The organism is Streptomyces sp. NPDC043870, assembly GCF_056435785.1.
In genome coordinates, this window is the sequence record NZ_JBWKDT010000012.1 from 55,989 (window position 1) to 78,020 (window position 22,032).

Consider the following 22,032-nt stretch of genomic DNA (forward strand, 5'->3'; position numbering starts at 1 on the left):
AGTCAACGGTCGGGCCTCGGCGAGGACTTCGGGGAGGCGGGACCGGGCGTGGTGCGGCTCCCGCCGACGCGCGGGGCGGAGCCGCCGGAGTTAGATTGGGGGTAGGCGTGTCGCCGGTGTTCCCGCCGTTCCCTTTCCTCTTCCTCGTTCCTGTCAGCCTCTGTGCGGTCAGGGAAGGGACGGATTCCCATGCGCGTCATCGCCTACTGCATGCACGAACAGGAACTCGGTGAAGCCGTGAGGCTTCTGAGCAACGCCTCGGCGACCGAGAGCTTTGTGATCGGCGACATCAGCGAAGCGGACATTCCCGCGCTGGAGGCGGCCGGCGTGACCGTCGACCGGCTCGATCCGAACCCCAGTGCCGAGACGGCCGCGATGGGGCGCAGGCGCGTGACCGGGCAAGCCGCCGGGGGCGGCGGAGAGATCCCGGAAGCCGATGCCGGTGCCCCGGAGGCTCTACCCCTCGAATCCGGCGTCACCGCACAGTGGATGCTTCAACTGGGTGAGCCGCTGCTGGAGGAGTACCGGACGGAGATCGAGGGTCTGGGCGTCACCCTGGAACGAGCCGTACCCACCAACGCGTACCTCGTGCAAGCCACCCCCGAGCAGGCGACGGCGCTGGTCAATCTGCCGTTCGCGGTGTCCGTTGATCGTTACGGTCCACGGCTGGCCGCGCCCGTGCGCCTGCGGACCGAACGCCCCGGCGGGCCCGCCGAGTTCGATGAAGAGGAAACGGTTGAAGCGGGTACGGGCGGCAGCAGCCGATGGGATCTGCGGCTGACCGACGCGGACGCACGCAGCCGGGTCGTGACGTGGCTGGAGGAACAGGCGAGCACGGACGAGTTGCGGGTGCTGGCCGCGGCCCGTAACCGCATCCGCATCGAGCTGGCGGACGGCTCACCGCTGGAGAACCGGATCCCGCAGCTCACCGGCGTGCTGGAGATGGTGGAGTACGTACCGCCCAAGTTCTTCAACGATGTCGCGCTCGGGCTGCTCGGCGTGACGTCCCCGGGCGCCGCGGGCGGGCCCGGCGCGGCGGACGGCGCCTTCCCCTTCACCGGGAAGGGCCAGATCGTGGCCGTGGCGGACACCGGACTCGACGACACGCACCCGGACTTCAACGGCCGGATCGTCGACGCGGTCCCGCTGGGACGGCCCGGTGACGCCAGCGACCCGAATGGACACGGCACGCATGTGGCCGGTTCGGTCCTCGGGGACGGATCCGCTTCGCAGGGAGCTTTCCGCGGTGCGGCGCCCGAGGCCAGGCTGTACTTCCAGTCGGTCATGGACCCGGCGGGCGAGCTCGGCGGACTGCCGTTCCTGCTGGCCGATCTCTTCGAACCGGCGTACCAGGCGGGCGCCCGGATCCACAGCAACAGCTGGGGAGCGGCGACCGGGTCCGCGTACACCGTGAACTCGGACGAGGTGGACGAGTACGTCCAGCAGCGTCGCGACATGCTCGTCGTCATCGCCGCCGGGAACGAGGGCACGGCAGCCGTGCGGCTGCACTCGCCGCCGGGTTTCGTCGACTGGGCGTCGATCGGGTCGCCGGCGTCGTGCAAGAACGCGCTGACGATCGGCGCCGGCCGCAGCAGCAGGACCGAGGGCGGGCTCTCCGGCCGGAAGTGGAGGGACTTCGAAGGCTTCCCGGACGGGCCGATCGCCGACCAGCACGTGTCGGGCGACCCCGAGGCGCTGGCTGCGTTCAGCAGCCGGGGCCCCTGCGACGACTGGCGGGTCAAGCCGGACGCCATCGCCCCGGGAACCGACATTCTCTCGACGAGGTCCGCGACCGCCCGTCCCAAGAACTTCTGGGCTCTGCACCCGAACGAGAAATACGCCTTCAACGGTGGGACCAGCATGGCCACGCCGCTCGTCTCGGGCTGTGCGGCGCTCGTACGGGAGTACTACGTCAGCGAACGTTCGGCCAAGCCCAGCGCCGCGCTCCTCAAGGCGACGCTGATCAACGGAACCAGGAGGCTCACGGCCCAGGACTCGATCGCCGAGCACCCCCACTACCACCAGGGCTTCGGCGCGATCCACATGCCGTCGAGCATCCCCAGTCCGGGCAACCCGGACCTCGTGCTGGAATTCGTGGACGCCTGGGAGACACCGGCCCGACAGCTGCGCCGCACCGGTGAACGGATCAGATTCGCCGTGGAGGCCGAGGCAGGACTGCCGCTGCGGGTGTGCATGGCGTACACCGACCTCCCGGGCAGATCGCTGCAGAACGACCTCAGCATTCTTCTCGAAGCCCCCGACGGCTCCAAGCACGCCGGCAACGGCGGTCTGCCGGACCGGCTGTTCGGCACCGACAGCACGAACAACGTGGAGATCATCCGGCTGGACCCGCCGCAGCCCGGCCGATACCTGATCCAGATCTTCGCCCGGAACCTGCTCAAGGGGCCACAGGACTACGCCCTCGTGGTCACCGGCCGGCTGACCGCTCCGCTCCAGCGGGTGCCCGGTTGACGCGGTAGTCGAGGTGGGTGGCGTTGGGGGTGTGCACGACCCTGAGGGTTTCCGGTTTCCGGCGCTCCGTTCGAGGGTTTCGGCACGCCGCACGCCGCACACCTCACTCGGTCGTGGCAGGCGGCCCGTACGTGGCGGCCAGCTCTGCCGCGAGCCGTGCCAGCCGTTCCCGCGCCTCCGGAGGGTCAAGGACCTCGACCCGCGCGCCCAGACCGGCCAACTGCGCTGCCACCACCTCCGGCGACGGCCCGTCGACCTCGATCTCGAGCCACCCGTCGTCGAGCGGCCCGCCGACCCGCAGCCGCCCGCCGAACAGCCCCTGCAGCACCGGCTCGGCACTCCGCTCGGCCCGGGCCCGTACGGTCGTCGCCAGCATGCGGTCCTCCATGCGCCCGGCAAGTGAGCGCCAGGCCTCGGCGAGATCGAAGCCCTCCGGACGGACGACGGGTTCGCCGGTCGGATCGACGGACGTGACACGGCTGAGCCGGAAGGTCCGCAGTCCGCGTTCGGTTCCGGCGACGAGATAGCCGACGCCGGCCTTGGACGCGAGCCCGAGCGGATGGACCGTGCGCTCACGGGCGGGCTTGCCCGGAGCGGTGTAACCGAGCCTGACCTGCGTACCGTCCAGCACCGCGCGCTGGAGCGCGTCGAGGTGGGGCGCCGCGGCGGTGAGCGGGGAACGCGACCAGTCCGTACCGTCGGTGACCCCCGCCCGCGACGCGGCCTCCGCTTCGGAACGGAACGGCGCCGGCAGGGCCCGTACGAGCTTGCGCAGCGCCGTCCGCAACTCGGGCGTGGCCATGAGGCCGCCGGACAGGCTCCCCGGTGTGCCTGGGCCGGCCGGCGTGCCCGGGCCGGCCGACGACGGCCCTGCGACGAGGAACAGTGCCCGGATCTCGCCGGCGGTCAGCCCGGTGAGGTCGGTCCTGGCCCCGCCGACCAGCGACCAGCCGCCGCCCCGGCCGCGCTGCGAGTACACGGGAATCCCGGCGCTCGCCAGCGCCTCCAGGTCGCGGCGTGCCGTGCGCTCCGACACTTCGAGCTCCGCGGCGACCTCGCTCACCGTCACGCGCCCGCGCGCCTGAAGGAACAGCAGCGCCGCCACCAGCCGATCGGCCTTCATGCCGGCCATTCTCCCGGGGGAAGTGGCCACCATGTGGCCTGTTCAGCCTGACAAAGAACCTGCCACCGCGTCTGCTCAGGGGGCGGACGCGTCCAGGATCGGGATCAACTGTTCCTCCTCGTAGAGCAGATGGCTCTCCAGCTCGTGGGTGAGCCGCTCGACTTCACGGAGTACGAGCTCCCGCTCCGCGCCGTCCGATCGGACGACCTCGCGCAGTTCGGCGGTGAGGGCCGCGATCTTCTCGTGTTCCTGGCGCAATCTGTCGAGCGCCGGGGCGAGTTCGGCGTACCGCCCGGCGAGGAACGGGAACATCGCGGCCTCCTCACCGGTGTGGTGGTTGTGCAGACCCGCGCAGAGGGTCAGACAGTTGATGCGGAGCTGTGCGCCCAGCCCGGGGCCCGATTCGGCGATCTCCTTGCGGATCAGGGCGAGTTCCCGCCGGAAGCCGTCGTGGATCACCTTGAGGGCCTCACCCATCGACGTCGCGTTCGGGTTCGGCGGTCCGTTCTCGATCGCTTCGAGCGCGACCACGGGGATCACACGCTCCGTCTTGGCCTGGTAGTCCGCCCACCCGGGGTCGGCCTCGACGGCACGTGCGAAGGCGGCGTCGCGCTCCGCGCCTTCGAGGACGACGGCCCTGGCCTCGTAGGTGAAGACGCCGTCCTCGACGGTGAGACGGGGATGGGCCAGCAGGTTCCGGAACCAGTCCGGATTCTTCGGTGCGCCGCCGGCGGAGGCGATGACGAGGACTCGTTCACCACCGTCGGGGAGGTATCCGACGGGGGTGGTGTGCGGGGCGCCGGACCGCACCCCGGTGGTGGTGAGGAGGAGCAGCCGGGCTCCTTCGAAATAGCCGCCGACGCGTCCGCCGTTGGCGCGGAACTCATTGATGACCTGCTGATTGAAATCGTTCGGCATTCTCTGCTTTCTTCTCTGTTTGCGGGCATGGCGAATCACCGCCGGGTGGGGGCGGGTTGAGGCGCGCTCGCGGAATTGGCGGTGATCGATGCGCCGTGGGGCACGGCGAATCGCGGTCAGGCGCGGTCGAGCGCGAGAAAGAGGTGGCACGCACGCACGCACGGCACGCACGCCGCACGGCGCGGGTGGCGCGTATTGGAACTCGTCGCACGCATGGCGGGTGTCACGCGGAGAGTGGCGCGATGAGCGCGATGAGCGTGAAAAGCGCGCAGATGGCGCGGAAAGCAGAAAGGCGGGCCTCTCGCCCGCCTCGAAATCACTCCGAGGCCGGGTGCCCTACTCGTTCGTGGCCCATGGCCGACCCGGCAGTCACGATCACAACCTAATACCGGGCTGGGCGCCGTGGCAACGTCGATTCCCGGCCTGGAGAAAGGGAATGCGCCGACGGATGTGCGGGGCGCACTATGCCGCAGTGGCCCGACTCGTCACGCGCTCACCTCACCTCACCTCAGCTCCGCGCTGCCGCCGGCCCGCCCTCCGAGGCGGGCGAGTACGTCTGCGGGGGGGGCAGGCTGTGCACCAGCGTGAAGCAATAGGCCTCAGCGAGGTCCGGGCAGAGCTCTTCGAACCAGACGTAGTCGGCAGCAGTCGCAGTCATGGCCGAGATCCTCGCTCACGCGTCTGACATCGCCCGGAGTCAAGCAGGCGAAGTTCTGTCCGGGCTGCGCCGTCGAGGCCGGCAGGTCCGTCAACCGATCGTGTGGTTCTGCTGCTGGTGTCCTGCGCCCGCGAGTTCGCTGGCTCTCAGCCGACTTCCGGTGCGGCGCACGAGAAGTCGTACGCGGCCCAGTCGGTGAGCCTGCGATAGCCGAGGCGCTGGTAGAGGGCGTTGCTGGTGGGGTTGGACAGGTCCGCGAACAGCACGACCTCCCTCGCGCCCGCGGCCAGCGCGGCCCGGCTCACCTCCGCCGTCACGGCGCCCGCGTAGCCGTGACCGCGCAGGTGGGCCGGGGTGTAGACGATGTCCACCTGGATCTGGCCGCCGATCATCGGGTTCATGCCCGCGATGGAGACGGGAGTGCCGTCCGGGGTCTCCCAGAACGTGTAGCGCTTGTCGGCGAAGCGGGTGTCGGCCCACGTGTCGGCGTCTATGGAGACGACTTCCCCGACGGCCTTGGCGAACTCGCCGCACCAGAACATGACTTGCTCAAGGTCCTGCTCGCCCAGGAGGCGGCCGCGGCCCGCCGGCATCGGCTCCGGTGGGGTGAGGGTGTCGAGGCGGTACAGACGGAGCCGCGTGTCGCGGATTCTCGGCGTCGCGCCGGTGTGCCGCTGCCAGGCCTCGGCGAAAGCGGTGGCGGTGCTGTGGTCCGCGCTGACGGAGGGAAGGGAGTGTCCGAGGGCGGCCAGGCGGGCGGCAAGGGTGTCGGCCTGCTCGGGCGTGAGCGGGGTGGGGCACAAAGCGCGGGGCGGGAGGCGGTGGAAGGTGGCGTGGATCTCGCCCGCTCGCTCCAGCACGCCGAAGACGGGGGCTTCGGTGCCGAACGCGGCCGCCCCACGTGCTCGGAGTCTCGCGGTCCACGTCAGCGGCATGACGTGCAGGTCGGGCCGCGAGCGCAGGAAGTCTCCGGCTCGGGCGAGGAAGTCGTCGACGTCTTCGGTGAGGTGCCAGTCATCCGGTCGCATGTTTCATGATCCTCCATGCTGCGGGTGTGCCCCGTGGTTTTCCACCCGAACGACTCGGTTGGGTGGACAGAGCACCGCCGGTCCCGGACGAACGTCGGAGTGCCGCCGCCCGAGTGATGGAGCGCACTTTTGCAAGCGCATGCTTGCAATAGTTAGCGGAGGTGCTGCACCATCGGAGCATGGCATCCCTCAACGTCGGCAATCTCGGTGAGTACCTCCGCGAGCAGCGGCGCAACGCGCAGCTCTCGTTGCGGCAGCTCGCCGACGCCGCCGGGGTGTCCAATCCGTACCTGAGCCAGATCGAGCGCGGGCTGCGCAAGCCGAGCGCGGAGGTGTTGCAGCAGGTCGCCAAGGCGCTGCGGATCTCGGCCGAGACGCTCTACGTACGGGCCGGGATTCTGGACGAGCGGGAGCGGGACGAGCTGGAGACGCGGGCCGTCATCCTGGCCGATCCCTCGATGAATGAGCGGCAGAAGCAAGTGCTTCTGCAGATCTACGACTCGTTCCGCAAGGAGAACGGCTTCGACGCCGATACGGATAAGGACACCGCCGAGGACGGCCCCCGCACGGCCGCAGGACGTGGTGCCGACCAACCCTCAACACCCGAAGACTGAACTGAGACATCTGCGATCCGGGAGGACCACAGTCATGGCCATCACCGATGACCTGCGTAAGACCCTCACCGACCCGACTCCCCTCTACTTCGCGGCCGGTACGGCCGACCTCGCCGTCCAGCAGGCCAAGAAGGTGCCCGGGCTGATCGAGCAGCTGCGGGCCGAGGCGCCCGCGCGGTTCGAGGCCGTGCGGGAGACCGACCCGAAGGCGGTGCAGGCGAAGGTGACCGCGCAGGCCAAGGAGGCCCAGGCCACCGTGCAGGCCAAGGTCACCGAGGTGCTCGGGAACATCGACACCGACCTGAAGAAGCTGGGCGAGACCGCTCAGGACCTGGCGCTGCGTGGCGTGGGCGTGGCTGCCGAGTACGCGGTCAGGGCCCGTGAGACGTACGAGAAGGTCGCCGAGCACGGTGAGCAGACCGTGAAGGCGTGGCGCGGCGAGGCCGCCGAGGAGATCGCGGAGATCGCGGTCGCCGTCGAGCCCAAGGCGGACGAGCCGAAGGCCGCGGACGCGCCCCAGGCCAAGGCGGAGGCGAAGGCCGAGGACACGAAGCCTGCCCCGCCGGCCGCTCGTAAGCCCGCCGCCCGTAAGCCCGCGGCGAAGAAGGCCACCTCCCCGCAGACCGGGAAGTAGCCGGCAGGCTTCCCGCACGCCGGGAAGCAGGCGATCAGACCCCACGGGCCCACCGCACGGGCCCGCTCCACGGGCCGGGCACCTTCAAGGTTCCCGGCCCGTTGTCCGGGTACGTTGGCCATGTCCTGGCCGTACCTTGGTCGTGAGGCGCTTCAACTCACTAGGCGGTGCTCAGCATGTTGCTCGCAGGATTCGGCACGATTCTCTGGTTGCTCAACCTGGCCATGCTCGTTCTGGCCGTGGTGGCGCTGGGCTTCGCGGCCTTCGCTCGTGAGGACGCCTACCGGGCGGCAGACAAGCAGACGAAGATGTTCTGGCTGGTCATCCTGGGCATCACGGTCGCCGTGAACCTGTTGGTGCCGATGCTGTTCCTGCAGATCGCCGGGCTGATCGCCACGATCGTCTTCATGGTCGACGTGCGCCCCGCGCTCCAGCAGGTCTCGGGCGGAGGCGGCCGGCGCGGTGGCTCCAGCAGCGACGGGCCGTACGGGCCCTACAACGGCGGCCGGTAAGGCTCCGTAAGGCCTGGTAGTACCTGGTAGGACCCGGTAAGGGCCCGGTTGCGCCTGCCGAAGCCCAGGCAGAACCCGGCCCACGGGCCTCGCCCCCGGCAGTCCTGCCTCAGGCAGGCCTCAGCCCTGCCCGCCCTTGCCTCTGCCCTGCCGTCCTGCCTCAGGCCCGCCTCGGCCCTGTCCGTCCTGCCTCGGGCCCGCCTCGCCCCCGCGAGTCCTGCCTCAGACAGGCCTCAGCCCCGCACCCGGTCCAGCAGCAGCACCGCCACGTCGTCCGTCAGGTCGCCGCCGTTCATCTCACGCACCTCTGCCACCGCGGCCTCCAGCAGCGCCTCACCGCCCAGCCCCGCCGTCAGCTGGCGGTTGACCATGTCGACCATGCCGTCCTGGCCCAGCCGGTCCCCGCCCGGCGACGTGCGGCCCTCGATGAGCCCGTCCGTGTACATCATCAGGCTCCACGCGGGGCCCAGCTCGACCTGGCGGCGCGGCCAGCGGGCCCTCGGGAGCAGGCCCAGCGCCGGGCCGCCGTTCTCGTACGGCAGCAGCTGCGCGGGCCTGCCCTTGCGGACGATCAGCGGGGACGGGTGGCCGGCCAGGCACAGGCCCGCACGCCGCCCGTCGGGCGCGATGTCGACGGTGCAGAGGGTCGCGAAGATCTCCTCGCTCTCCCGCTCGTGCTCCAGCACCTGCTGGAGAGTGGAGAGCAGCTCGTCACCGCACAGCCCGGCGAAGGTCAGTGCCCGCCACGCGATCCGCAGTTCCACGCCGAGCGCCGCCTCGTCCGGCCCGTGGCCGCAGACGTCGCCGATCATCGCGTGGACCGTGCCGTCCGGCGTGCGGACCGTGTCGTAGAAGTCGCCGCCGAGCAGCGCGCGCGAGCGTCCCGGACGGTAGCGGGCCGCGAACCGCAGATCGGAGCCCTGGAGCAGGGGAGTGGGCAGCAGGCCGCGCTCCAGCCGGGCGTTCTCCTGCGCCCGCAGCCGGGACTCGGTCAGCTTCACCTGGGTGCTGTCGGCGCGTTTGCGCTCGACGGCGTACCGGATGGCGCGGGTCAGCAGCCGCCCGTCCAGCTCGTCGCGGAGCAGGAAGTCCTGTGCCCCCACCCGGACCGCTTCCGCCGCGCGCTCGGCGTCCGCGTTCGTGGTCAGCGCCAGCACGGCGTGGCGCGGCGCCAGACGCAGGACGTGCCGCAGCACGGCGAGCGCGTCGCCGCTCTCGCGGCCACGGGCGGGCCCGGGCAGCGCGAGGTCGACGAGGATGCAGTGGACGTCGTCCGTGAGGAGCCGCTCCGCCTCGGTGAGGTTGCGGGCGGTGCGGATGCGCACACGGGTGCCGGCCGCGTCGAGCAGCTCGGGGACGGTGAAGGTGCCCGCCGGGTCGTCCTCGATGACGAGGAGGGTGAGGGTGAGGTCGCCACCGGACGCGGTTTCCGTGACGGGTCCTGCGTCGGCGGTTCCTGTTGCGGCGGGTCCTGGGGCGGATGTGCCTACGGCGACTGGTGAGCCGGTCCGCTGGCGCGGAACGGGTACGGGCATCGTTTCGGTTCCTTCCCTCCCCCCGAGGGCGCGGGCGTGACGACGATCGACGTCCCGCCAGACGGGGACCATAGCGGTAGCCGGGGGTGTGGGGGAATGGCGGTTCGGGAAGAGTCGATGGCATATGCCGCGCATCGGGAGGTAGTTGCCCTCCCGGTGATGACGAACGTCACGCACCACGGGTGAGCCGGGTCACGCAACTCCCGCGTGACCCGGCTCACTCCGCCCGTTTTGATGTGGTTTCACTCACTTGTCCGGGCGGACGACCCCCAGGATCGCCATCGACCCGGCGCCCGCGAGCGTCACGTTCCGTCCCGGTCGCGGCGCGTGCACGATCGCCCCGTCGCCCACGTACATCCCCACGTGGCTCGCGTCGGAGTGGTAGATGATCAGGTCGCCCGGCCGCATGTCCTTGATGTCGATGCGCGGCAGCAGCCGCCACTGCTCCTGCGAGGTGCGCGGGATGCCGCGACCCGCCGCCGCCCACGCCTGCGAGGTCAGCCCGGAGCAGTCGTACGAACCCGGCCCCTCCGCGCCCCACACGTACGGCTTGCCGATCTGCTTCGTCGCGAACTCGACCGCGGCCTTGCCCTGCTCGCTGGCGCGGCCGTTGATCTCCTTGAGGACGCCGGATCCGAGCCAGGCCGTCTGCGCCTTGTACGCGGCCTCCTGCTCCAGCTTCAGCAGCCGGGCCAGCTCCTCCTTCTGCAGCTGTGCCTCTATCCTCTTCGCCGCGGCGATCTGCTTGTTGATCTCCTTCTTGGCCTTCTCCTGCTTGACCCGGTTGGCCTCCAGCTTCGCCCAGTGGGCGCTGGCCTCCCTGCTGTACGCGGCCAAGTTGGCCTGCGTCCGCGTCAGTTCCCCGAGGAGGTCCTTGGTCGCCTTCTGGCCCGCCTTGAGGCGGCCGGCGCCGTCGAGGAAGAGCTGCGGGTCGTCGGTGAGGACGAGTTGCGCCTCGGGCGGCAGGCCGCCGCCCCGGTACTGGGCGCGGGCGGTCGCGCCGGCGCGGTCCTTGAGGTCGTCGATCCTGGCCTGGCCCTTCACTATCTCCTGGGCCAGCTTCACGATCTGCGCCGACTGTTTGTCGGCCTGCTCCTCCGCGAGGTTGTACGCGTCGGTGGCGGACGCCGCCTTGCGGTAGAGGCCGTCGAGCTCCGTGCGTACCTCTTCGAGGCTCTTCTTCGGAGGCCCGGGCGGCGCGGGTGCGGCGAAAGCCTGGGCCGGCGGCACCAGCAGCGTCACGGCGCAGACCACGGTGATCGCGGCGGCGGCACAGCGGCGTCGGTTCACAAGTCCCCCTCCGGACAAGGCCTGACAATGCTCACATATGATTTACCGTCAGTAACTTACGTTTGCCGACGTGATGGTGCCACGACCCGCGCCAAAGAGACAGAGCCAGTCGGATGGTTCACGGTGACGATCACTCTCACCCGTCACAGACGAACAAACCCCGGGCCGCGTTCCCCCCGCCGCCCCTTCGCTGTCTGTTCAGCCCGAATTGGGCGCCAGGGCCGACCAGTTCACCGTGACTTCGCCCTGCCGCCACCGCCGCAGACCATCCGTCCCGGTGCCCGTCAGCGGCCAGTCGGCGGACAACTCCCGTACGGCCCTGATCCAGCGCTGCCGTGCGCCGAGTGAGGCATACGGAGCAGCGGCGGCCCACGCCCGGTCGAAGTCCCGCAGGAACGCGTGCACCGGCTCGCCCGGCACATTGCGGTGGATGAGCGCCTTGGGCAGCCGCTCGGCGAGGTCCGAAGGCCGCTCCAGCGAGCCGAGCCGGGTGGCGAAGGTGACGGTCCTGGGCCCCTCGGGGCCCAGCGCCACCCACACGTGCCGCCGCCCGATCTCGTCGCACGTCCCCTCGACCAGCAGCCCGCCGGGCGCGAGGCGGGCACACAGCCGCTCCCAGACCGCGGCCACCTGGTCCTCGTCGTACTGCCGCAGCACATTCGCCGCCCTGATGATCAGCGGGCGCCCGTCGGAGTCCGGCAGCGGGACCTCGAAGCCGCCGTGCAGGAACCGCAGCTGTTCGCGCTCGTACGGCTTGGCCGCCTCGACCCGCGCCGGCTCGATCTCGATGCCGACGACCCGGGTGCGGGGCTCGGCGGCCCGCAGCCGCTGCAGCAGCTCCACGGCGGTCCAGGGGGCCGCCCCGTACCCGAGATCGACCGCGACCGGGGCGGCGGCCGAGCGGCGCAGCGCCGGGCCGTGCACGGCGGCGATCCAGCGGTCCATACGGCGCAGCCGGTTCGGATTGGTGGTGCCGCGGGTCACCGCGCCCACAGGGCGGGACGGGGGCGGGACGGAGCGCGGGGGCATGCAACCGAGGGTAAGGGGCGGACCGGGGCGGCTGTGACACGCCGTGAGGCCTTGGCAATGATTCGGCAAAGGGGGAAATGAAAGAGAGGTTTCCACTGTTGACGGGCCTTGGAGGGCAGTACGTGCTCTCCCTTTCGGCATGCCCTTGGGGCCATGTCCGCGCACCCGAGCGGAGAGGACCGTCCACGTGAGTCAGTACGTGTCCCGGCTCGCCGGCACCCTGGCGTCGCCGCCCCGGCTGCGGCTGCCCGGCCAGCACCGCAAGCCGCGCCGTATCGCCATGCTCAGCGTGCACACCTCGCCCCTGCACCAGCCGGGCACCGGCGACGCGGGCGGTATGAACGTCTACATCGTGGAGCTGGCCAAGCGGCTGGCCACCATCGGCGTCGAGGTCGAGATCTTCACCCGGTCGACCGAGGGCGGGCTGCCCCCGGTCGTCGAGCTCGCGCCCGGCGTGCTGGTACGGCACATCGACGCAGGTCCGTACGAGGGCCTGGCCAAGGAGGAGCTGCCGGCCCAGCTGTGCGCCTTCACGCACGGCGTGATGCAGGCCTGGGCGGGCCACCGGCCGGGCCACTACGACCTGGTCCACTCCCACTACTGGCTCTCCGGCCACGTCGGCTGGCTCGCGGCCGAGCGCTGGGGCGTCCCCCTCGTCCACGCCATGCACACCATGGCCAAGGTCAAGAACGCGGCGCTCGCGGACGGCGACACCCCCGAGCCCGCGGCCCGCGTGATCGGCGAGACCCAGATCGTCGACGCCGCCGACCGGCTGATCGCCAACACCGCGGAGGAGGCCGGCGAGCTGATCCGCCACTACGACGCCGACCCCGCCAAGGTCGCCGTCGTCCATCCCGGTGTGAACCTGGACCGCTTCCGGGTCGCGGACGGCCGGTCCGCCGCCCGCGCCCGCCTCGGCCTCCCGCAGGACGCCGTGATCCCGCTCTTCGCCGGCCGTATCCAGCCGCTGAAGGCCCCCGACGTGCTGCTGCGCGCGGTCGCCCTGCTGCTGGAACAGGACCCGTCCCTGCGCCACCGCATGGTCGTGCCCGTCGTCGGCGGGCCGAGCGGCAGCGGCCTCGCCAAGCCGGAGGGCCTGCAGAAGCTGGCGGCCCGGCTCGGCATCGCCGATGTCGTGTGCTTCCGGCCGCCCGTCGCCCAGGACCGGCTCGCGGACTGGTTCCGGGCCGCGTCCGTGCTGGTCATGCCCTCGTACAGCGAGTCCTTCGGTCTGGTCGCCATAGAGGCGCAGGCGACCGGCACCCCCGTCGTCGCGGCCTCCGTCGGCGGGCTGCCGGTGGCCGTACGGGACGGCTCCACAGGCTTCCTGGTGCCCGGACACGATCCTGCCGACTACGCCCGCGCGCTGCGCCGCTTCGTCGACGACCCGCGTCTGACGAGCCGGATGGGCGCGGCCGCGGCCGCGCACGCCCGCTCCTTCGGCTGGGCCAGGGCCGCCTCGGCCACCGCCGAGGTCTACACGGCGGCGATGCACTCACACCGCCGTCGCGTACGCTCCCACCATGGCTGACGTGCGGCAGATCATCGAGGCGTACCTCAAGGACGCCGAACTGGAGTGGGAGAGTCCCGCGCCGGGCTCGTACGTCATCAAGCTCCCCGGCACCCGCAAGCTGTCGACGACCTGCTCGCTGATCGTCGGTCAGCACTCCCTCTCCCTCAACGCCTTCGTCATCCGCCACCCGGATGAGAACGAGGCGGGCGTCCACCGCTGGCTGCTGGAGCGCAATCTCAAGCTGTACGGCGTGAGTTACGCGGTCGACCCGCTCGGCGACATCTATCTCGTCGGCAGGCTGCCGCTCGCGGTCGTCGACCCGGACGAGCTGGACCGGCTGCTGGGCACGGTCCTCGAGGCGGCGGACGGCGGCTTCAACTCCCTGCTGGAGCTGGGCTTCGCGAGCGCGATCCGCAAGGAGTACGCGTGGCGGGTGGCGCGCGGCGAGTCCACTCGTAATCTCGACGCGTTCACTCATCTGACTCAGCGGCCTGCGAAGTAGCCGCAGCCGGCCACCTTCGGCACACCTTCTGCGCGCCCCCTTCCCTGCCCTTCCCGGTCGTGCCATGCTCACCGCCGACGTAGACATGAACGACGTTCATATACATGGAAGGCGGGGCTCATGGATCAGCTGACCAGACGGAGCCTGCTCGGCGGTGCGATAGCCGTGGCGGCGGTCGCCGTGTCCGGCGGTCCGGCGAACGCCGCGACTCCCGAGGCCCAGGAGACGGCAACGCTCTGGCGGGAGTTCGCCCTGTCTCCGTACACCCACCCCCAGATCCCGTACGTCGGCAGGGCGGGACAGCGCGGCGGATCGGCGCACTTCCCACGGCGGCCCGTCGTGGCGAACGTCCTGCACCACGGGGCGAAGGCCGACGGCTCCGAGGACGCTGCCCCCGCGATCAACCGTGCCGTCGCCGCTGCCGGTGAACGCGGCGGCGGCACGGTCGTCATCCCGCCCGGCACGTACCGGATCGACGACGTCATCCGGATCGGCCACAGCAACGTCGTCCTGCGCGGCGCCGGCAGCGGCCGCACCAAGCTCGTCGCGACGAAGAATCTCACCGAACTCATCGGCCAGTACGGCAGCCGCTACGGCGGTGACAAGTCCAGCTGGTCCTGGGCGGGCGGCCTCATCTGGCTCTGCCCGCAGGGTCGTTACGACTCACTGACCGCCGCCATCAAGGCCAAGGCCTGGCCCTTCGAGGGCTGGACCGGCAACAAGCGCGACGAATGGAGCACCCTGACCACCGTCCGGGCCGCCCGACGCGGTGACCACCGCGTCACCGTCGACGACGCATCGGCCCTCCGGCGCGGTCAGCTCGTGCTGCTGCGGCTCGCCGACGACGCCGGGCACACCCTGCTGGAGCACATGGCGGGCGGCGGCGCCGGACCCGAGGCGTACTACTGGGACGACAAGACCAAGCTGACGTCGTACGTCCCCTACGAATGGCCCGTACGCATCACCGCCGTCCACGGCCGGAAGGTCACCTTCGAGCGGCCGCTGCCTCTCGATGTACGCCCCGAATGGGACCCGCGCATCACCACGCACGTGGAAGCGCTGACCGGCTCCGGTGTCGAGGGGCTGACGCTGGAGGCGGTCGAGACGCCGCAGTCGCCGCATCTCCTCGACAAGGGCTACAACGGTGTCACCTTCCAGTGCGCGTACGACTGCTGGGCCGACGACATCACCGTCCGCCACGTCGACAACGGCTTCGGGCTCGTCGCCGCCTCCGCCTGTACGCTGCGGCGCACCCGCGTCGCGGGCCGCGGCTCGCACCATCCGTACTTCTGCCGCGAAGGCGCGCACGACAACCTCGTCGAGGACTTCGTCATCGAGCAGCGCACCGTGCCCGCCCCGGCCGGCACCCAGCTGCACGGCATCAACGTCGAGGGCCTGTCCAGCTACAACGTCTGGTCCCGGGGCGTGATGGAGATGGGGACCTTCGACACCCACCGAGGGATGCCCTTCGCGAACGTACGCACCGACATCACCGTCGACAACAACGGGCGCCACGGCGGCGACGCGAGCGCCGGACCCCTGTACGGGGCGCGCTTCACGCACTGGAACGTCACGGTGACGAACGAGCGCGCCGGTCTCGTGCGGATCGACGCAATCGCCCCCTACAGCGCGACCGTCGGCATCTCCGCCGTGCGGGAGTTCGACCAGACCGACGTACCGGACTTCACCGGGGAGCTCAACTCCCGGATCGAGGCGTACGGTTCGCCCGGAGCCGTACGGCCGCGGAATCTGTACGAGGCGCAGCGCGAGCTCGACCGCTGAGCCGCCCGCCGCCCGCCGCTCGCCGCCGGCCGCCGGCCGCCGGCCCCGGACCGGCCCTAGGCGTCGGCCTTTCCGGGGGCCCCGGCCGGGGCGGCGACAGCCGGGACGTCGTCCTCTGCCGGCCCGGGGACCGCCTTCTCCGCCATCTCCTGCGGATCCGTCTCCGGCAGCCCGCGCATCAGCAGCCAGTACCCCAGCGCCGCCACCGTGCCGAGCGCAGCGCACGAGCCCCACAGCCACTCGGCGCCGAAGCGGTCGATGACGTAACCGGCCATCAGCGGAGCGATCAGCGCGGCGACCGACCAGGACAGGGTGTAGACGCCCTGGTAGCGGCCGCGGCCGTGCACCGGGGACAGCCGGACCACCAGGCCCATCTGGGTGGGGGAGTTGACGATCTCGGCCAGCGTCCAGACGCACACCGTCACCGCGTAGACAGCGATCGACCCGGCGAAGGCCGTGAGCCCGAAGCCGTATCCGGCCAGCAGCGCGGAGACGACGAGCAGCCGCTGCGGGTCGCGGTGCTCGATGAAGCGGGTCACCGGGATCTGCAGGGCGACGATCATCACGCCGTTGACGGCGACGACGAACCCGTAGTCCGAGGGGGACCAGCCGTCCAGGCCCATCGCCACGGGCAGGCCGACCCAGCCCTGCATGAAGACGAGCGAGATCAGGAAGGAGAGACCGACGACGCCCATGTAGCGGCCGTCCCGCAGGACGGTGCCGAGACCGATGTCCGGCTCGCTCCTCCCCTCCGTGGCGCTCCGCTCGGGCCGGGACTCCGGCAGCTTGACGAAGATGAGGACCGCACAGACCAGGGTGAGGGCGGCCTCGCCGAGGAAGCCGGCGAGATAGCTGTACTCGGCGATCAGGCCGGCGCCCGCGGAGGAGATCGCGAAGCCGAGGTTGATCGCCCAGTAGTTGAGGGAGAAGGCCCGTACCCGGTCCTCGGGGCGGACGATGTCCGCCATCATCGCCTGTACCGCGGGCCGGGAGGCGTTGCTGGCCATGCCGACGAGGCCCGCGACGGCCGCGATCGCCACCGGATGCTCCATAAAGCCGAGCAGCGCCACGGACAGGGCCGTCGAGGTCTGTGCGATCAGCAGCGTGGGCCGCCGCCCGAGCCGGTCGGCCAGCACCCCGGCGCCGAGCGAGGAGACGACACCGCCGAGGCCGTGCAGGGCGGCGACGAGCCCTGCGAACGAGGCCGAGTAACCCCGCTCCAGGGTGAGGTACAGGGCCATGAACGTGGCGACGAAGCCGCCCAGCCGGTTGACCAGGGTGCTGGCCCACAGCCACCAGAACTCCCGGGGGAGACCTGAGACGCTCTCCTTGGCGGCCCGTCTGAGCGTGGCTACGGACATACGTGCATCCCCCCGGGTTGTAAGTGGTGCTGAGCTGATCAGCAACTTACAAGTGTGGTGCTCTGCCGCGCCACTGAATTCACGGCGGACGTCAATCGTCGGCCGTGTCGGGCGTCGATTAGGCTCAGGCCCATGGCCGACGCGACATACAAGCTGATCCTCCTCCGCCACGGCGAGAGCGACTGGAACGCGAAGAACCTGTTCACCGGCTGGGTGGACGTCAACCTCACCGAGAAGGGCGAGAAGGAGGCAGTCCGCGGCGGTGAGCTGCTCAAGGACGCCGGCCTGCTCCCCGACGTGCTGCACACCTCGCTGCAGAAGCGCGCCATCCGCACCGCCCAGCTCGCGCTGGAGGCCGCGGACCGCCACTGGATCCCGGTCCACCGCTCCTGGCGGCTGAACGAGCGCCACTACGGCGCGCTGCAGGGCAAGGACAAGGCCCAGACCCTCGCCGAGTTCGGCGAGGAGCAGTTCATGCTGTGGCGCCGCTCGTACGACACCCCGCCGCCGGTCCTCGCCGACGGCACGGAGTTCTCGCAGAGCGACGACCCGCGCTACGCGACGATCCCGAGCGAGCTGCGCCCGCGCACCGAGTGCCTCAAGGACGTCGTCGAGCGCATGCTGCCGTACTGGTACGACGGCATCGTCCCGGACCTGCTGGCCGGCCGCACGGTCCTGGTCGCCGCCCACGGAAACTCGCTCCGCGGCCTGGTCAAGCACCTCGACGGCATCTCCGACGCCGACATCACGGGCCTGAACATCCCGACCGGCATCCCGCTCTTCTACGAGCTCGACGCCGACTTCAAGCCCGTCAAGCCCGGCGGCACCTACCTCGACCCCGAGGCCGCGGCGGCGGCGATCGAGGCGGTCAAGAACCAGGGCAAGAAGAAGTAGCCCAGCGCTATCCGCGATCAAGCCCCCTGCCTGCGGTTTCTCCGCGGGCAGGGGGCTTTTCGCCGTCGTGTGCCGGCTTTGCCGCCGACGGGCCGCCTTCGAGCTCTTTCCGCTGCCGACGGCCTGTCGACGCCGCCGAATCCCGGCTGAACTTTTCCTTTGACAGCGCACCGAGAAAGGGAGGAAAGTTGAAATAGGTTATAAGTCCGATTTGGCGATAAGTGCTCGGAGGTGCATGGGAATGCGCCGCAGGATCGTTGCCGCACTCGCGGCAGGGGCCGCAGGGCTCGCGCTTGGCGTCATGCCGACCACCGGGGCTTTCGCCTCGAGCGACGGCAGGGCCGATTACGGCTGCTCCGACTGGCGGGGCTGGGACCGTTGCGACCATCACGACCGCGACAACTTCTTCCACCACAGGAACTTCGACCACAGGCATTTCGACGATTTCAACGATGTGGTGGTCATCTTTGTCGCGCTGAGGTAGTCCCGATCACCGCAGCCATGCCATCAGCGCGCCGATGAACAGGCGTGCCGATGAAAGGCGTGCCGATTGAAAACCGCCGGTGACAAGCGGAAGGGCCCCGCCCATCGCTGGACGGGGCCCTTCCGCTCCGTATGGCTAGCCACCGCACTGGCACGGCGCGCCCGACTGGCAGCCGCAGCCGCAGCCCGAGCCGCAGCCGCAGGCGCCCAGCAGTGGAAGGCGGAGGGGCGGGACCGGCACTTCGACAGGTGCTTCCTGCCGCGGGTCGGTCGTGGGGGAGTCGGCCATGGGATCCTCCTCAAAGGCGTACCTGTGTCGCCTCTCCCCATTGCATGCCCACTCCGCCCGGCGCATCAACGGCGCACGGAGGTCAGGCTCCCCGGCCGCGCCTTACGCGCCCTCGACCTGCGTGTCCGCCTGGAGCTCGTCCGCGTGCTCGCCCGTCACCAGGTAGACCACGCGCTTGGCCACCGCGACCGCGTGGTCGGCGTACCGCTCGTAGTAGCGACCGAGCAGGGTGACGTCGACCGCCGTCTCGATGCCGTGCTTCCAGCGCTCGTCGATCAGGTGCGTGAAGAGGGTGCGGTGCAGCAGGTCCATCTCGTCGTCGTCCGTCTCCAGCTGGAGGGCCAGATCGACGTCCTTGGTGATGATGACCTCGGCCGCCTTCGCCATCAGGCGCTGCGCGAGCTGGCCCATCTCCAGGATCGTGGCGTGCAGATCCTGCGGAACCGCCGTGTTCGGGAAGCGCAGCCGGGCCAGCTTGGCCACGTGCTGGGCCAGGTCGCCGGAGCGCTCCAGGTCCGCGCTCATCCGCAGCGAGGTCACCACGATCCGCAGGTCCGTCGCGACCGGCTGCTGGCGGGCCAGCAGGGCTATCGCCCTGGCCTCCAGGTCGTGCTGCAGGTCGTCGACCTTCTGGTCGGCGGCGATCACGCTTTCGGCAAGCTTCAGATCGGCGTCGAGCATGGCCGTCGTGGCGCGCCCGATCGCCGACCCGACCAGCCGGGCCATCTCGACCAGGCCCTCGCCGATAGAGTCCAGTTCCTCGTGGTACGCGTCCCGCATGGGGTGTCCCTCTCTTGAAGCCTTCGGGGGTCCGGGTGGGGCTGAGACCCCCACGCTCCCACGTTCGGTCCGTAACGCGTCCGGATCCTCCCTCCCAAGTGAACCGTCACTTTCCCCTCGGTGAACTCTGGGCGACGACTGTTCGAGCTGCCACCCGGATGGCTGGGAGAGCGTCCACGAGCACGCATAACCTGGATGCATGGACGTGAACGCGGCGGTCGCCGCATTGGCTGCGATCGCCGGGGCATGCACCGGCGTGATCGCCATGCTGGCATTCCGCTGGAGCGAGCGCGACCAAGCCAGGCCCACCCGCACATCTCTGCACACGGACGCCGTGCTTCCGCCCGGCGTCGACACCGTGCTGTCCGTGCTCCGCTCTTCCGCGGTCGTTCTCGACGAGAGCGACTCCGTGGTCAAGGCCAGCTCCGCCGCGTATGCGCTCGGCCTGGTCAGGGGTGGGAAGCTGGCGGTCGAGCCGATGCTGCACATGGCCCGCGAAACCCGGCGCGACGGTGAGATACGGCAGGTCGAGCTCGACCTGCCCCGCCGCGGCACCGGCCGGGGCGAAGCCCTCGCCGTCTCGGCCCGGGTCGCCCCGCTCGGCTCCCGGCTCGTGCTGCTCCTCGTCGAGGACCTCACCGAAGCCCGCCGTATCGAAGCGGTACGGCGCGACTTCGTCGCCAACGTCAGCCATGAGCTCAAGACACCCGTCGGCGCGCTCTCCCTGCTCTCCGAGGCGGTCATGGACGCCTCGGACGACCCCGAGGCGGTCACCCGCTTCGCCGGCCGTATGCAGATCGAGGCGACCCGGCTCACCAACCTCGTACAGGAGCTCATCGACCTCTCCCGGGTGCAGAACGACGACCCGCTGGAGGACGCCGAGCCCGTACGGGTGGACGAACTGGTCGCCGAGGCCATCGACCGCTCCCGGCACACCGCGTCCACCAAACAGATCACCATGGCCGCCGGCGGCACCGCCGACCTGCACGTCTGGGGCAACCGCGGCCAGCTGGCCGCCGCCCTCGGCAATCTCGTCGAGAACGCCGTCAACTACTCCCCGGCCCGCACCCGCGTCGGTATAGCCGCGCGCCGCGTCCCCGCGCCCGGCGGTGAGGCGATCGAGATCGCCGTCACCGACCAGGGAATCGGGATCTCCGAGAAGGACCGCGAGCGCATCTTCGAGCGCTTCTACCGCGTCGACCCGGCCCGCTCCCGGGCGACCGGCGGTACGGGCCTGGGCCTGGCCATCGTCAAGCACGTGGCCGCCTCGCACGGCGGGGAGGTCACGGTGTGGAGCACCGAGGGACAGGGCTCCACCTTCACCCTGCGGTTGCCGGAGGCCGGCTCCGTTCGGGACCGTACGCACATCCAGGTCGCCGACGACGCCGACGAGGGACCGTACGACTCGGATCCCGATTCCCGTTCCCATCCCGACCCCCACCCCCATCCCGACCCCGATCCCGATTCAGGTTCAGGTTCAGATTCAGATCCCGAATCGGATCCCGAAGCCCACCCCGGTCCCGATCCTCGGACCACCACACGCGAACCACTGCCTGCCCCGGAGGTCCTCCCGTGACCCGAGTGCTTGTCGTCGAGGATGAGGAATCCTTCAGCGACGCTCTTTCCTACATGCTCCGCAAGGAGGGCTTCGAGGTCGCCGTCGCGACCACCGGGCCCGAGGGGCTCGACGAGTTCGAGCGCAACGGAGCCGACCTCGTCCTGCTCGACCTGATGCTGCCCGGACTGCCCGGCACCGAGGTCTGCCGCCAGCTGCGCGGCCGGTCCAACGTCCCGGTCATCATGGTGACCGCGAAGGACAGCGAGATCGACAAGGTCGTCGGCCTGGAGATAGGAGCCGACGACTACGTGACCAAGCCCTTCTCCTCGCGGGAGCTGGTCGCCCGCATCCGCGCGGTCCTGCGCCGCCGCGGCGAGCCGGAAGAGGTCACCCCGGCCGCGCTCGAGGCCGGCCCGGTCCGTATGGACGTCGACCGCCACGTCGTGACCGTCTCCGGCGGCAAGGTCGACCTCCCGCTCAAGGAGTTCGACCTGCTGGAGATGCTCCTGCGCAACGCGGGCCGCGTGCTGACCCGCATGCAGCTGATCGACCGCGTCTGGGGCGCGGACTACGTGGGCGACACCAAGACCCTCGACGTCCACGTCAAGCGCCTCCGCGCCAAGATCGAGCCGGACCCGGGTGCGCCGCGGTACCTGGTGACGGTGCGTGGGCTGGGCTACAAGTTCGAGCCGTAAACCGGCCCCTGCCCCGGCCGGCCGGACGGAGTCCGGCACAGCGTCCCGAAGCCTGGGAGGCCCCCTGGGGCCGAGCAGTGCGAGGGGCGCACGCGGGATGGGGTTCGAGCCGGACCCGGGTGCGCCGCGGTACCTGGTGACGGTGCGTGGTCCGGGCTACGAGTTCGAGCCGTGAACGGCGGCCACGGATCCGGACACGGACCTGGGCACGGACGGATCCGGACACGGACCTGGCACGGAAGGATCCGGACACGGAAATACGGCGGCGGGGGGGGGGGAAGGGGGGGGGGGGGGGGGGGGGGGGGGGGGGGGGGGGGGGGGGGGGGGGGGGGGGGGGAAGGGGGGGGGGAGGGGGGCGTGGT

20 protein-coding genes are annotated in these 22,032 nt (G+C 70.7%); 11 read left to right on the forward strand and 9 right to left on the reverse strand.

Annotated features, from left to right (window positions below; genetic code table 11):
• Window positions 1–189: 189 nt before the first annotated feature.
• The gene (locus AC0699_RS17415; RefSeq protein WP_478660800.1) at window positions 190–2,472 is read left to right on the forward strand and encodes a S8 family serine peptidase; all 2,283 of its coding nucleotides are present in this window, start codon (window positions 190–192) and stop codon (window positions 2,470–2,472) included.
• Between the two features lie 103 nt (window positions 2,473–2,575).
• Here the strand turns inward: AC0699_RS17415 and AC0699_RS17420 are convergent, their stop codons facing one another.
• From AC0699_RS17420 to AC0699_RS17435, 4 genes are all read right to left on the reverse strand, one after another.
• The gene (locus AC0699_RS17420) at window positions 2,576–3,595 is read right to left on the reverse strand and encodes a helix-turn-helix transcriptional regulator (protein ID WP_478660803.1); all 1,020 of its coding nucleotides are present in this window, start codon (window positions 3,593–3,595) and stop codon (window positions 2,576–2,578) included.
• A 75-nt stretch (window positions 3,596–3,670) separates the two neighbouring features.
• Complete coding sequence (locus tag AC0699_RS17425) at window positions 3,671–4,513, reverse strand: nitroreductase/quinone reductase family protein (protein WP_478660805.1); 843 nt, start codon at window positions 4,511–4,513, stop codon at window positions 3,671–3,673.
• A 508-nt stretch (window positions 4,514–5,021) separates the two neighbouring features.
• Window positions 5,022–5,171 carry a DUF6461 domain-containing protein gene (locus AC0699_RS17430; protein WP_478660807.1) on the reverse strand — a complete coding sequence of 50 codons (150 nt, stop codon included), beginning with the start codon at window positions 5,169–5,171 and terminating at the stop codon, window positions 5,022–5,024.
• Window positions 5,172–5,317: 146 nt separating this feature from the next.
• Window positions 5,318–6,199 carry a GNAT family N-acetyltransferase gene (locus AC0699_RS17435; RefSeq protein ID WP_478660809.1) on the reverse strand — a complete coding sequence of 294 codons (882 nt, stop codon included), beginning with the start codon at window positions 6,197–6,199 and terminating at the stop codon, window positions 5,318–5,320.
• Between the two features lie 179 nt (window positions 6,200–6,378).
• Between AC0699_RS17435 and AC0699_RS17440 the strand changes: the two genes are divergently transcribed.
• The 3 genes from AC0699_RS17440 to AC0699_RS17450 all read left to right on the forward strand — a co-directional run bounded on the left by AC0699_RS17440 (window position 6,379) and on the right by AC0699_RS17450 (window position 7,959).
• Window positions 6,379–6,813, forward strand: coding sequence for a helix-turn-helix domain-containing protein (locus AC0699_RS17440; protein ID WP_453664702.1), 435 nt, complete (start codon window positions 6,379–6,381; stop codon window positions 6,811–6,813).
• 34 nt (window positions 6,814–6,847) lie between these two features.
• Window positions 6,848–7,447 carry a hypothetical protein gene (locus tag AC0699_RS17445; RefSeq protein ID WP_478660811.1) on the forward strand — a complete coding sequence of 200 codons (600 nt, stop codon included), beginning with the start codon at window positions 6,848–6,850 and terminating at the stop codon, window positions 7,445–7,447.
• Window positions 7,448–7,623: 176 nt separating this feature from the next.
• Window positions 7,624–7,959, forward strand: coding sequence for a DUF2516 family protein (locus AC0699_RS17450; protein ID WP_478660812.1), 336 nt, complete (start codon window positions 7,624–7,626; stop codon window positions 7,957–7,959).
• Window positions 7,960–8,192: 233 nt separating this feature from the next.
• Here AC0699_RS17450 and AC0699_RS17455 read toward each other — a convergent pair whose 3' ends face one another.
• The 3 genes from AC0699_RS17455 to AC0699_RS17465 all read right to left on the reverse strand — a co-directional run bounded on the left by AC0699_RS17455 (window position 8,193) and on the right by AC0699_RS17465 (window position 11,813).
• Window positions 8,193–9,494, reverse strand: coding sequence for a PP2C family protein-serine/threonine phosphatase (locus tag AC0699_RS17455; protein ID WP_478660814.1), 1,302 nt, complete (start codon window positions 9,492–9,494; stop codon window positions 8,193–8,195).
• Window positions 9,495–9,740: 246 nt separating this feature from the next.
• Window positions 9,741–10,784: a C40 family peptidase gene (locus tag AC0699_RS17460; RefSeq protein WP_478660815.1), complete on the reverse strand. Its 1,044-nt coding sequence runs from the start codon at window positions 10,782–10,784 to the stop codon at window positions 9,741–9,743.
• Window positions 10,785–10,982: 198 nt separating this feature from the next.
• The gene (locus AC0699_RS17465) at window positions 10,983–11,813 is read right to left on the reverse strand and encodes a class I SAM-dependent methyltransferase (protein ID WP_478660817.1); all 831 of its coding nucleotides are present in this window, start codon (window positions 11,811–11,813) and stop codon (window positions 10,983–10,985) included.
• Between the two features lie 187 nt (window positions 11,814–12,000).
• Here AC0699_RS17465 and mshA point away from each other — a divergent pair, with 187 nt between their 5' ends.
• From mshA to AC0699_RS17480, 3 genes are all read left to right on the forward strand, one after another.
• Window positions 12,001–13,344, forward strand: coding sequence for a D-inositol-3-phosphate glycosyltransferase (gene mshA / locus AC0699_RS17470; protein ID WP_478660818.1), 1,344 nt, complete (start codon window positions 12,001–12,003; stop codon window positions 13,342–13,344).
• Complete coding sequence (locus AC0699_RS17475) at window positions 13,337–13,828, forward strand: type III secretion system chaperone family protein (RefSeq protein ID WP_453664713.1); 492 nt, start codon at window positions 13,337–13,339, stop codon at window positions 13,826–13,828. Before mshA ends, AC0699_RS17475 begins: the two co-directional genes overlap by 8 nt.
• 120 nt (window positions 13,829–13,948) lie before the next feature.
• On the forward strand, window positions 13,949–15,610 hold the full coding sequence (locus AC0699_RS17480; protein WP_478660821.1) for a glycosyl hydrolase family 28-related protein: 1,662 nt from the start codon (window positions 13,949–13,951) through the stop codon (window positions 15,608–15,610).
• Window positions 15,611–15,666: 56 nt separating this feature from the next.
• On the opposite strand, the gene AC0699_RS17485 is transcribed toward AC0699_RS17480, so the two are convergent.
• Window positions 15,667–16,971 carry an MDR family MFS transporter gene (locus tag AC0699_RS17485; protein WP_478660824.1) on the reverse strand — a complete coding sequence of 435 codons (1,305 nt, stop codon included), beginning with the start codon at window positions 16,969–16,971 and terminating at the stop codon, window positions 15,667–15,669.
• Window positions 16,972–17,103: 132 nt separating this feature from the next.
• Here AC0699_RS17485 and AC0699_RS17490 point away from each other — a divergent pair, with 132 nt between their 5' ends.
• Entirely contained in the window at window positions 17,104–17,865 is a 762-nt protein-coding gene (locus AC0699_RS17490) for a phosphoglyceromutase (RefSeq protein ID WP_453664718.1), read from the forward strand.
• A 241-nt stretch (window positions 17,866–18,106) separates the two neighbouring features.
• Window positions 18,107–18,349, forward strand: a complete 243-nt coding sequence (locus AC0699_RS17495) for a hypothetical protein (protein WP_478660827.1) — start codon at window positions 18,107–18,109, stop codon at window positions 18,347–18,349.
• A gap of 390 nt (window positions 18,350–18,739) precedes the next feature.
• Here AC0699_RS17495 and phoU read toward each other — a convergent pair whose 3' ends face one another.
• Entirely contained in the window at window positions 18,740–19,417 is a 678-nt protein-coding gene (gene phoU / locus AC0699_RS17500; RefSeq protein ID WP_469766894.1) for a phosphate signaling complex protein PhoU, read from the reverse strand.
• A 199-nt stretch (window positions 19,418–19,616) separates the two neighbouring features.
• On the opposite strand from phoU, the gene phoR reads away from it, so the two are divergent.
• Together phoR and phoP are read left to right on the forward strand one after the other, a co-directional pair.
• Window positions 19,617–20,993 (forward strand): two-component system sensor histidine kinase PhoR, encoded by a 1,377-nt coding sequence (phoR, locus tag AC0699_RS17505; RefSeq protein ID WP_478660830.1) that lies wholly within the window; start codon window positions 19,617–19,619, stop codon window positions 20,991–20,993.
• A 5-nt stretch (window positions 20,994–20,998) separates the two neighbouring features.
• Window positions 20,999–21,670: a two-component system response regulator PhoP gene (phoP, locus tag AC0699_RS17510; RefSeq protein ID WP_020610279.1), complete on the forward strand. Its 672-nt coding sequence runs from the start codon at window positions 20,999–21,001 to the stop codon at window positions 21,668–21,670.
• Window positions 21,671–22,032: the final 362 nt, after the last annotated feature.